The organism is Parasphingomonas zepuensis (assembly GCF_036663735.1).
GTDB lineage: Bacteria > Pseudomonadota > Alphaproteobacteria > Sphingomonadales > Sphingomonadaceae > Sphingomonas.
On record NZ_JAXOJO010000005.1, the window covers coordinates 552,982 to 565,093 of the forward strand.

The window sequence follows — 12,112 nt, forward strand, 5'->3', positions numbered from 1 at the left end:
ACCGCGCCGTGGAGGGGGACGCTTGAGCCTCACCACCTCCCGCCGGCAGCGCGGCAACCCGACCATCAACGATGTCGCGCGCAAGGCCGGGGTTTCGCCGATGACCGTATCGCGCGTACTGAACGGCGAGGGCAATGTTCGCCCGGTCACGCGCGCAGCGGTGAAAGCGGCGATCGCGGCGCTCAGCTATTCGCCCAACCCGGCCGCGCGCAGCCTGGCCGGCGCGGCTCCGGTGCGGATCGGCCTGCTCTACAGCAATCCCAGCGCCGCCTATCTCAGCGAATTCCTGGTCGGCAGCCTCGATTTCGCCAGCCGGGCGAACATCCAGATCATCGTGGAGAAATGCGGCGCCGGCGCGCATGCCGGGGAAGCCGCCACCCGCCTGCTGCGCGGCGGGATCGAGGGGATCGTGCTGCCGCCACCGCTGTGCGACGCACCGGCTCTGCTTGAAGTCCTGCGGGCGGCGGGGGGCCTCGCCGTCACCGTCGCCAGCGGGGATCCGGCGCCCGGCTTTTCCGCGGTCAGCATCGACGATCACCGTGCGGCCTTCGACATGACACGGCACATCGCCGGGCTCGGCCACCAGCGGATCGGCTTCATCATCGGCAATCCGGACCAGACCGCAAGCGCGCGGCGCCTGGCCGGGTACCGCGACGCGCTCGCGGCGGTCGGCCTGCCTTACGCCGACGAACTCGTCGCACAGGGGCTGTTCACCTACCGATCGGGCCTCGACATGGCCGAGCAACTGCTCGATCTCGCGCGCCCGCCCTCGGCGATCTTCGCCAGCAATGACGACATGGCAGCGGCAACCGTCGCGGTCGCGCACCGGCATGGGCTCGACGTCCCGAACGACCTGACCGTCTGCGGGTTCGACGACACCGCCCTGGCCACGACGATCTGGCCCGAATTGACAACGATACACCAGCCGATCACCGAGATGTCGCTCGCGGCGGTACAGCTGCTTGTGCGGGAGATCCGCAGCCGCCGCGCCGGGCATCCGGACGCGGCGCGCCATATCCAGCTCGACTTCGAGCTGATCCGTCGCCAGTCCGACGCGGCCCCGCGCCGCCGGCCGCTGGTGACCCCGAAACCGCCATGCTGAAGGTGGCGTTCGCGTCGTTTGTTGTGGGGCGGCGCGGATTGCGTTAGCGATACCATAGGATCTGATCAGGAGAGTGAAGTGAAGCGTGAACCCGTAAAGGCCTTCCGGTCGCGCGACTGGTTCGCCGATCCGGAGCGGTCCGACATGACGGCGCTCTATCTCGAGCGGTTCATGAATTACGGCATCACCGCGGAAGAGCTGCGCAGCGGCCGGCCGATCATCGGCATCGCCCAGACCGGCAGCGACCTTTCCCCGTGCAATCGCATCCATGTCGACCTGGCCAAGCGCGTGCGCGACGGCATCCGCGATGCGGGCGGGATTCCGATGGAATTCCCGACTCATCCGATCTTCGAGAATTGCCGCCGCCCGACCGCGGCGCTCGACCGCAACCTCGCCTATCTCGGGCTGGTCGAGATCCTGTACGGCTATCCGATCGACGCGGTGGTGCTGACCACCGGCTGCGACAAGACCACGCCGTCCGGCATCATGGCCGCGTCGACCGTCGACATTCCGGCGATCGTGCTGTCCGGCGGGCCGATGCTCGACGGCTGGCACGAAGGCGAGCTGGTGGGATCGGGCACCGTCATCTGGCGATCGCGCCGCAAGCTGGCCAAGGGCGAGATCGACGAGGAGGAATTCCTGCGCCGCGCGACCGACAGCGCGCCCTCGGCCGGCCATTGCAACACGATGGGCACTGCCTCGACGATGAATGCCGTGGCTGAAGTGCTCGGGCTTTCGCTGCCCGGTTGCGCGGCAATCCCCGCCCCCTATCGCGAGCGCGGTCAGATTGCGTACGAGACCGGCCGTCGCATCGTCGATATGGCCTATGAGGATCTGCGCCCCTCGAAGATTCTCACACGTGCGGCCTTCCTCAACGCCGTCCGTGCGATCACCGTCATTGGCGGCTCTTCCAACGCTCAGCCGCATCTGATGGCGATGGCGCGTCATGCGGGCGTCGAGCTGAATCCGTCCGACTGGACCGAGCATGGCTATGACCTGCCGCTGCTCGCCGATGTGCAGCCGGCTGGCCGGTTCCTCGGCGAACGGTTCCACCGCGCAGGCGGTGTGCCGGCGATCCTGTGCGAGCTGGCCGAGGGCGGGGTGCTCGACGGCACATGCCTGACCGTGACCGGCAAGACGATCGGCGAGAATATCGCGGGCCGGATATCGCGCGACCGCGAGGTGATCCGCGCCTTCGCCACGCCGCTGAAAGAGAAGGCCGGTTTCCTGGCGCTGACCGGCAATCTGTTCGACTTCGCGATCATGAAGACCAGCGTGATCTCGGACGAATTCCGCGACCGCTATCTGAGCCATCCGGGCAAGGAAGGCATTTTCGAAGCACGCGCGATCGTGTTCGACGGATCGGACGATTACCATCACCGGATCAATGATCCCGCGCTGGCGATCGACGAGAATTGCGTGCTCGTCATCCGTGGCGCCGGGCCGATCGGCTGGCCGGGATCGGCCGAGGTGGTCAACATGCAGCCGCCGGACGCGCTGATCCAGCGGGGCATCGCGTGGCTGCCGACGCTCGGCGACGGGCGGCAATCGGGCACGTCGGACAGCCCCTCGATCCTCAACGCCTCGCCGGAAAGCGCAGTCGGCGGCGGGCTCGCCTGGCTGCACACCGGGGACGTGATCCGCATCGACCTCAACGCCGGCACCTGCGACGCACTGGTCGATCCGGCCGAGATCGCGCGGCGCAAGGGTGAGCCGGCGCCGCCCTTCCCCGCGAGCAATACGCCGTGGGAAGAACTGTACCGCGAAAAGACCGGCCAGCTCGAGGACGGCGCGGTGCTGGAGATGGCCGTCAAATATCGCGGCATTTCGGCCAAGACGCCGCGGCACAACCACTGATGCTGAAGCGGATAACGGGCGCCGCGATCGCGCTGATGCTCATCGGCGCGGCGCCGGCGCCCGTCGCCCAGTTCGCCTGGTTCGATTATCGCGGCGAGGACCCGGTCGACCGCGCGGTGACCGCGGGGCCTGGCGCGTATCGCAACCCGATCCTGCAGGGATTCTATCCCGACCCGTCGATCGAGCGGGTCGGTCAGGATTATTACCTGGTCAATTCGACCTTCAGCTATTTCCCCGGCCTGCCGATCTTCCACAGCCGCGACCTGGTTTCGTGGAAGCAGATCGGCAACGCGATCGACCGGCCCACCCAGTTCGACTTCAAGAAAATCGGCCTGTCGCGCGGCATTTTCGCGCCGGACATCAGCCATCATGCCGGCACCTTCTATCTCGCCGGCACCTGCGTCGATTGCGGCGGCAATTTCGTGATGACGGCGCGGAATCCAGCCGGGCCCTGGTCCGATCCGCACTGGAACGAGATCGACGGGATCGATCCCTCGATCTTCTTCGATGCCGACGGATCGGCGTGGATCCTCAACAATGGCCCGCCGGTGGGCAAGCCGGAATATGACGGCCACCGCGCGATCTGGATCCAGCGCTTCGACCCGAAGAGCCTGAAGCCGTTCGGCGCACGAACGCTGCTGGTGAATGGCGGCGTGCATTTCGCGGACAAGCCGATCTGGGCGGAGGGGCCGCATATCTTCACGCGCGACGGGTGGTATTATCTGATGACCGCCGAGGGCGGCACGGCCGAAAACCATAGCGAAGTGATCTATCGCAGCCGATCGGCGGCCGGCCCCTATCAGCCCGGCCCGACCAACCCGATCCTGACTCAACGCGGGCTCGATCCGGCGCGGCCCTTCCCGATCACCTCGGCCGGCCATGCCGATTTCGTCACGACGCCCAAGGGCGACTGGTGGACGATCTTCCTCGCGACGCGGCCGTATCAGGGCGACTTCTACAATATCGGGCGCGAAACCTTCCTGCTGCCGGTCCGCTGGAAGGACGGATGGCCTGAGGTAACCGCACCGGGCGCCCTGATCCCCTATGCGGCGCGCCGCCCCGCCCTGCCGCGCGACAAGCCGGTCGCGGTGCCGAACAGCGGCGCTTTCCATGTGCGCGACGCGTTCGCCGGAACGGCGCTCGCGCCCTATTGGATGCAGATCAGGGCGACCGAGACTGGCTGGCACCGGCTGTCGCAAGGCACGCTCATACTCGACGCGCGACCGGTGGCGATCGGCGGGAGCGGCCAGCCGGCGTTCCTCGGGCGGCGGTTGCAGCATCACTGGGCAACGGCGGAAACAGCGGTGACCTTCACGCCGCTTCGCCCCGGCGACCGGGCGGGCATCGTCGCGATGCAGGACATGGCGCATTTCTACGCCCTGTCGCTCCAGCGCACCGCTACCGGGACGGTGATCGCGCTCGAGAAACGCGACGGCAGCAGCGATCCCGCGGACGGAACGCTGGTCGCGTCTGCGCCCTTTGCCGGGACGACCGTCCGGCTGCGCATCGTGACGCGCGGCGACGCATGCGACTTCCTCTATGCCGGTGCTGACGGCGTCTGGCATGTGCTGGCGAAGGACCTCGACGCGACCCTGCTCAGCACCAAACATGCCGGCGGGTTCGTCGGCGCGACGGTCGGACCGTTCGCAAGGGCCGGCGAGCAGGACTGACCGGTCTTGAGCGCCAAGTAAAAGTGTTGGAAGCTGCCGCGATCGGGCCAGTATTCGCGGAATTATGCGACACGGCTGCGAGACGAAGGAAAATCGGGTGTTATTGCCGGGTTGCACGTGACGTGATGTAACGTGCAGTGAAGGTGTTGGAGTGGCAAGAACAGCCGCACGACAAAATCCGGCCAGCGATCTTAACGACGACTTCCCGAATTTTGCGACCCCTATCAGTTTTTGTATCGCCTGTAGTTGAGAATAGTCGCAGCGGAAAATCTGTACTGGCACGATCGAGGACCCCGCAAGCGCCGGCGACGACCGCCGGGCCGAGCATCATAAGGCCCGGCCACCTGACTTGAATCACCCCTGGACCTCGAGACAGGCCTTTACGTGCCGCTACTTCCCGGCGGGCGAACTCTGGCAGATGGCGTGGAACCCGGCGGCCATGAACCGAGCCATATGCCGCTTGATCGACACGAAATCGTTGGACGAGCAGAGCCCGTGCGACAGCTCGTCGAGACGGCCGGTGCGCGCCATATTGTGCGTCATCGCGCCCGAGACGAAATGATAGCCCCAGAAGATCGTTTCCTCGTCGCAGTCCGGCATCGCCTTTTTGAGCAGGTCGATCAGCGCCAGGACGACGGGGTTGAAATATTTCGTCATCCGGCCTGCACCCCAGCCGGTTGCGCTGTTGGCCTGAGCCGCGATCTTGCCGAACGCCACCCATTGCTCCTCGTCATCGATCTGAACGTTCAGATCGGTGTCGATCCAGGCGTGGAGCGCACCCTCGACCGTGACCTTGTCGCCGGCTTCCTCGGCATAAAGCCGCATCGCCTCGAGCCGGTTGCGGGCCGAGATCGGCGCCTTGCGCGCCCAGACCGCCTCGTAGATGCTTTCCTTGCCGTTGAAATGATAATGGATCAGCGTCGAACTGACCCCGACACGCGCCGCGACATCCTTCAGCGTGACCCCGTGATAGCCGAATTCGGCGAACAATTGCTCGGCGGCGTCGAGGATGCGCTCGATCGACGCCTCGCGCACGCGCGCCTTGTGGTTGCGCGCGCGCGGTGCTGGCTCGTCGTCCAGCGTGGCTTGGTCGGTGCTGCTCATCGGGACTCTGGTTGCCGGGGTGCGGCAGGCGCGTCAACGCCCCCACCAGTGGCCGCGATCTGCACCGGAAAGGCCGAGAAGCCGATATCGTATCGCCAGCCGCGCCCCTGTCGCAGCCGCCCCGCGACCAGCGCATCGGCCCAGGCAAAGGCTGCCGGCTGGAGACGGCGCCCGGCGGACGGACGATCGTCGATATCGAGATAGGCGGGTTGCCGCGCGGTGTAGCGGGGCCATGCGGCCTCGCCCGGCGCCGTCGGCACACCCGTGCGGACGAAGGCGGCCCAATAGCGCATCATCGCATCCGAAAGACGCGTCTCAGCCTGGGTGAGCGGCGGGCGCGGCCAGTTCGGGCCGATCCTCGCCGACGCGCCGACCTGGCCGAAGATATAGGGCAGTTCGCTGGCGTGGAAGGCAGCGAGATCGCGGGCGCGCTGCGCCGGCGTGCTATGCCGGAAGAAATAGAGATAGGCGGGCTGGCCCGCCACCGCCTGTTGCCGCACCAGATATTGCGCGGCCCAGCCGTACAGGCCGTCGCGGACCGACGCCATCACGTCCGCCCTGGGGTCCCTCCCTGGATAGACGGTGAGATAGGCGTCCGCCTCCGGGCCGAAACGCCGCCGCACATCCGCGACATAGGCGGCCTGGCTGTCCGGCGCCTTGGGCATCAGGAAGAGCAGCGAGCGGATTTCACCTTCGTTGAAGCCCGCCAGCACCGGCACCTTCGCCTGCTCGCCCCGTGCGAAGGTTTCGGCGAGCTGACGCTTCAGCACGACGCCGTCGATCACCGGCTCGGGCTGCCAGCCGGTCGCAAGGCCGGCCCTGAACAGCCCCGCCGGATCGGCCGCGCGGAGCGCCGCGGCATCCGTCGCCCCGGCAGCTTTGGCCAGCGCCGCGCCTGCCGCCTCGGCCGACGGCAAGCCGCGCGTTTCCGCGTGCGGCGCGCGATAGGAGGGCATGTAGCCGCTCTGCACGATCGCCCGCGCGAACAGGCCCCGCGCCACCGGGCTGGCCAGCAGGGCGATGGCGCTGAGGCCGCCGGCGGATTCACCCGCAATGGTGACTCGCCCGGGATCACCGCCAAAGGCAGCGATGTTGTCACGCACCCAGCGCAGCGCCTCGATCTGGTCGAGCAGCCCGTAATTGCCGGAGAGGCGCTGCGGCGATTCAGCGCTCAGCCCCGGATGCGCCAGATAGCCGAGCAGGCCGAGACGATAGTTGATCGAGACGAGGACGATGCCCTGCCGGGCCAGCTTCGCCCCGTCGTACAACGGCTCCGAACTGCTGCCCCCAGCCAGCGCGCCACCGTGGATCCAGACCATGACCGGCAGCTTGCGCGCGCCGGTGGGTGCCCAGACATTGAGCGTCAGGCAATCCTCGCTCATCGGTGTCATGCCGCCCGAATAGAGCCCGGTCGGCGATTGCGGCGGCTGAAGACAGGCGGCACCAAATGCCCGCGCATCGCGGGTGCCTTTCCAGCCGGTCGCCGGAACGGGTGGCCGCCAGCGCAAATCTCCCACCGGAGGCCTGGCATAGGGGATGCCCTTGAAGGCAACCACCCGGGCGCCCGGATCGGCGACACCTTGCAGCATGCCCTGGCCGATGCGGACCTGGGGCGCTTCGCCGGGCGCCGACGCAGCAGCAAGGGACAGCCAGGCGGCCGCGGCCCACAACGGCGCCGACGCTTTCCCGATCACCACAGGTTATAGCCGATGCGCACGCCGAAGGTGCGCGGCCGCACGATCGCATAGCGGCTGTACACGAACGCTTCGGGGTGGATGTAGGTGGTCGCCCGGCTGTTGCCGACATTCTCCATGTAGAAGGTCACGGACAGGTCGCGGAGCGTGATGCCGGTCTGCAGGTTGAGATAGGTATAGGCATCGGTATTGTCATAGAGCGGGCTCAGCACCCCGGGCTTGCCCGGCGTGTTGGGGAAGCCGTTGGGGAAGGACCCGACATGCTGGAGCTGGAAGCTGGTGAAGCCTTTGGCATCGCTGCCCAGATCGTAATTATAGGCCCCGAAGAAAGAGCCCTGCACATGCGGTGAAGCGAGGCGCGCGCCGTTCACCGCGCCGGAGATCGCGGCCTCCTGCGCGGTCAGCTCCGTCACCTTGGCCCGGTTGAGCGAGCCGTTCAGGCCGAACAGCAGCCCGGTTACCGGCGCGACGGTGATCTCCGCCTCGATCCCCTTGCTGCTCGCCCGCCCCACATTGGTAGCGAACTGGACCGAGTCGGACTGGCGGTTGGCCTGGACCTGGATGTTGCGCCAATCGATATAATAAGCGGCGAGGTTCGCGGTGAGTTTTCCCCCCAGCCAGCGCCCCTTCAGGCCAAGCTCGTAATTGGTGAGATTGTCGGAGCCGGCCCCCGCCGGGATGACGAGATCGGTCGGATCGACGGTGCTGACGCTCCCTGCGCGGCCATTATAGACCGGCGTGCGATAGCCGGTGGAGACGGTGGCATAGGTCGTCAGGCTGCGGGACGGCTTGTAGCTGAGGCTCGCTTTCCACGAGGCCTTGCTGGCGGAAGGATAGCGGGCGCTCGCCGGCGCGCTCGGCACCAGGGCAAGGGGGCCGGCGATGTTGAACAGCGCATAGGTGAAATAGGCGGTGTTGAAGCCGGGCTTGGTATCGACCGTGCCGCCATATTTGCCGTAGCGGACGCCGCCCGTTGCGGTGAGCTGATCAGTCAGATGATAGCTGAGCTCCCCGAATCCGGCGAGCTCATACGTGCGCGAGACACTGCCGAAGGCAGCGAAGGTCGTACCCGGCAGGCCGGTGATGCGGCGGGCGGCGAGGAAGGACGCGCCCGACAGGTTTCGCCCATTCAGATCGAGATTGCGGTGCAGGTAGAAGCCGCCAACCACCCAATCGAACTTCCCGCCCGCGTCCGAGGCGATGCGCGCTTCCTGGACGAAGGTCTTCTGCCGGTAATCGTCGTCGAGATAGAAAGGGATGGCCTGGGCGATGGGCACGCCCGTGGCGAAGGTACCGGCGAGATCGACGTCGAAATCGCCGTCGGCGATCGAATAGGTCGAGGAGCTGGTCAGGTGGGCGCCGTCGAACTGATAGTCGATCGTGCCGTTATAGACCTGCGTGATGGAGGTGTAGCGATCGGGGATCGAGCTGTAGCGCTTGCGGTCGCCGAGCGACGGGGAGGTCAGCGCCGAATCCTGCGGCTCGCTCTTCTCATAGGAACCGAGCAGCTTGATGCTCAGCCGATCGGTCGGTTTCCATAGCAGGGTGGCGCGGCCGCCCCAGTCCCTCAGCGTGTTGGCATTCTTCACGCCCGTCCCGAGATTGTCGACATAGCCTTCCTCGTTCCGGTAATAGCCGACGACGCGCAGCCCGAGCGTATCGTTGACCAAGGGCACATTGACCATGGCGTTGTAGCGCTGGCGGATGCCGCCGCCGTCGGGCGTAAGGCCGATATCGGCCAGGGCCGACGCATCAAATTTAATCAGATTGGGGCTCTTGGTCAGGATGCGCAGCGCGCCCGACAGCGAGCCAGAGCCGAACAGCGTGCCCTGTGGCCCGCGCAGGAATTCGACGCGCTCGATATCGTAGAGATTGGGGCTGAGCGTGACCGTGTTGCCGATCGTGCTGAGCGGCAGCTCGTCGAGATAGATGGTGGTGGTGGTCTGGAGCCCGGCGCCCCAACCATTGGTGGAGATGCCGCGGGCGGTGAACCGGGCATTATTGTCACTGGCCTGATTGAGCACGACGCCCGGCGTTTCGCGGGCAATGCCTTCGAAGCCGACGATGCCCTTGCGGGTCAGTTCTTCCTGCGAAAAGGCCGTCACGCTGAGCGGCACGTCCTGCAGCCGTTCGTTGCGGCGGGTGGCAGTGACGATGATGTCGTTCGGGTCGGCCGCACCGCCGCCATCCTGGACGGCCGACTCGGCGGGCGAGGAAGTCGTCTGCGCGGCGGCAGGAGCGCCCGCTGCCATGAGCGCGAGCAGCGACGACGTGTAGGCAAAGCGGTTCATGTCCCCTCCTTTGTCGCTGCCGCGTCTTGGTGACGCTGGTCTGCGAACGGTGGGACCATGACATGGCGTGACCCAGAGTCAATACTGACTGTCACGTCAGTCAGTATTTAAAAGGCGGAGACTCCAATATCAGGGATCGACGGCAATCCGCATCGTCAGAACCAGCGAATCACCCGGCGGTAGAAGATCGAACACCGCGCCGGGCTGATTGAACGCATCAGGCAGGTGGCTGACCGGTTCCAGACAGCAGAAACTCTCCCCTTCGGGGTGGAAGAGATGCAGGTCGCGCGCGCCTTCGGCGGTCAGGCGGACGACTTGATCGCCACGGTCGAGCGTGGCGACGCCGTCCCATCGCTCGTAACTATGGTCGATGAAACCGGCGTCGGAGATCGAAGCGCCTCCCGCCCAATCCCCGAAATGATCCGCGGCGACCGCCTCGCTGGGAATCTGAACTGCATCGGTGAGCCACACACGCGAAGCATTCAGGCGCAGGTGCGTTGCGGGCGAGATGGCGAAATAGGGATGGAGGCCGATCCCCGCCGGCATCGGCTCGCGAGCGGCATTGGTCAGGGTCAGCATCACGCGCAGACCCTCTTCGCCGAGTTCGAACAGTTGCTCGGCGCGGTAGCGCCACGGCCAGCCATCCCCGCCATCATGGCCATGATTCAGCCGGGCCCGATCCGTGCCGACCTCGACGACCTCCCACGGGCGCTGCCAGCCGAAACCGTGCAGCGTGTTGGGGTGATCGCCGAAGTTGAGCGGCAGCCGGATATCCCGCCCGCCGAAGCTGAATCGACCGCCCGCGATGCGATTGGCATAGGGGACGAGCGGGAAGCAGGCGCTTTGCAGCGGATCGGTGGTGCCTTCCGCCGTGGGACGGAGGATATCCGTACCCTGAAAGCGCAGCGCGCCGATCGCGCCGCCGAGCGCGGGGAGGAGATCGAGCTCCCACCCCGCGCCAGCAAGCGTGATCATCTTCAGCCTTCCATGTCCTCGAGCTCACGCCCGCGCGTTTCGTTGATCATCGCCCGAACGAAGAAGAACGAGACCAGCGCGCTCGCGGCGTAGAAGCCGTAGGTGATCGGCAGCCCGACGCCGGCGGCCAGCGGCGGGAAGCTGACACTGATCGCGAAATTGGCGGTCCATTGCGCGAAGCCAGCGACCGCCAGCCCCGATCCGCGAATCTGCGTCGGGAACATCTCGCCCAGCATCACCCACATCACCGGGCCCCAGCTGAGATTGAAGAAGATGACGTAGAGATTGGCCGCGACAAGGGCGATCGTGCCGACGCCGTCCGCCATGTGCAGGCTGCCGTCGACAAAGGTCGCGGTCGAGAAGCACCAGGCCATCACCGCCAGCGTCACGGTCATGCCGGCCGAACCAACCAGCAGCAGCGGCTTGCGGCCGATCCGGTCGATGGTGAAGATCGTGAACAGGCAGGCGGCGATCGACAGGCTGCCCGACAGGATGTTGATCAGCAGCGCATCATTCTCGCTGAAGCCGACCGACTGCCACAGCACCGAACCATAATAGAAGACGATGTTGATGCCGACGAGCTGCTGGAACACGGCGAGGCCGATGCCGGCCCAGACGATCTTGCGCACCTTGCCGGTGCTGCTGTCGAGCAGATCGCTGAAGCGCGGGCGGTGATGATCGCCGGCCAGGCTCTCGCGAATCTCGCGGACCTTGTCGTTGGCATAGGTCGCCCCGAACAATTTGGTCAGGACTGTGTTCGCCTCGGCATCGCGATCCCTGAGCATCAGGTAGCGCGGGCTCTCCGGAATGAGCAGAAGCGCGAGGAAGTAGATGCCGGCGGGGATGACCTGCATCCAGAACATCCAGCGCCAGGCCGGATAGCCGAGCCAGAATTCAGCGGTCGACGCGCCCGCCGTGTTGGCGAGCCAGTAGTTGGAGAGGAAGGCGCCGGTGAGGCCGGCGATGATCATCACCTGCTGCACGCTCGACAGCCGGCCGCGGATCGCGGCAGGCGTGACCTCGCTGATATAGACCGGCGAAATCACGCTGGCCGCGCCGACCGCGAGGCCGGCGACGAAGCGCGCAGCGATGAACAGTTCGGCATTATGGGCAGCGCCGGCGAGGAGGGCGCTGCCGATAAAGATCAGCGCCGCGCTCATCATCACCGCGCGGCGGCCGAACAGATCGGCGAGACGGCCGGCGAGAAAAGCACCGATGGCGCAACCGGGCAGCAGCGCCGCGACGGCGACGCCGAGCCACCAGTCGCTGAGACTGAAGGCGGCGCGCAGGCCATCCTGCGTGCCGTTGATCACGCCGCTATCATAGCCGAACATGAATCCGCCGATCGTCGCGACCGCGACGATCAGCGCGATGAAGGCGTTGTTCGCCTGCTCCGTGCCCCTGCTTGCCATCTTGTCC

The 12,112-nt window shown here is 66.4% G+C and carries 8 protein-coding genes; 3 read left to right on the forward strand and 5 right to left on the reverse strand.

Annotated features, from left to right (window positions below; all coding sequences use genetic code 11):
- Positions 1-22 precede the first annotated feature (22 nt).
- The 3 genes from U1769_RS20500 to U1769_RS20510 all read left to right on the forward strand — a co-directional run bounded on the left by U1769_RS20500 (position 23) and on the right by U1769_RS20510 (position 4,629).
- On the forward strand, positions 23-1,102 hold the full coding sequence (locus tag U1769_RS20500) for a LacI family DNA-binding transcriptional regulator (protein WP_332719771.1): 1,080 nt from the start codon (positions 23-25) through the stop codon (positions 1,100-1,102).
- Positions 1,103-1,180: 78 nt separating this feature from the next.
- Positions 1,181-2,959, forward strand: a complete 1,779-nt coding sequence (locus U1769_RS20505; protein WP_443030429.1) for an IlvD/Edd family dehydratase — start codon at positions 1,181-1,183, stop codon at positions 2,957-2,959.
- Complete coding sequence (locus U1769_RS20510) at positions 2,959-4,629, forward strand: glycoside hydrolase family 43 protein (protein WP_332719773.1); 1,671 nt, start codon at positions 2,959-2,961, stop codon at positions 4,627-4,629. Before U1769_RS20505 ends, U1769_RS20510 begins: the two co-directional genes overlap by 1 nt.
- 390 nt (positions 4,630-5,019) lie before the next feature.
- On the opposite strand, the gene U1769_RS20515 is transcribed toward U1769_RS20510, so the two are convergent.
- From U1769_RS20515 to U1769_RS20535, 5 genes are all read right to left on the reverse strand, one after another.
- Entirely contained in the window at positions 5,020-5,733 is a 714-nt protein-coding gene (locus tag U1769_RS20515) for a TetR/AcrR family transcriptional regulator (protein WP_332719775.1), read from the reverse strand.
- On the reverse strand, positions 5,730-7,427 hold the full coding sequence (locus U1769_RS20520; protein ID WP_332719777.1) for a carboxylesterase/lipase family protein: 1,698 nt from the start codon (positions 7,425-7,427) through the stop codon (positions 5,730-5,732). Before U1769_RS20520 ends, U1769_RS20515 begins: the two co-directional genes overlap by 4 nt.
- Positions 7,424-9,718, reverse strand: coding sequence for a TonB-dependent receptor (locus U1769_RS20525; RefSeq protein WP_332719779.1), 2,295 nt, complete (start codon positions 9,716-9,718; stop codon positions 7,424-7,426). The genes U1769_RS20520 and U1769_RS20525 overlap by 4 nt, the downstream gene beginning before the upstream one ends.
- Positions 9,719-9,847: 129 nt before the next feature.
- Complete coding sequence (locus U1769_RS20530; protein WP_332719781.1) at positions 9,848-10,693, reverse strand: aldose 1-epimerase; 846 nt, start codon at positions 10,691-10,693, stop codon at positions 9,848-9,850.
- Between the two features lie 2 nt (positions 10,694-10,695).
- A complete protein-coding gene (locus tag U1769_RS20535; protein WP_332719783.1) occupies positions 10,696-12,105 on the reverse strand; it encodes a sugar porter family MFS transporter in 1,410 nt (469 codons plus the stop codon).
- Positions 12,106-12,112 lie beyond the last annotated feature (7 nt).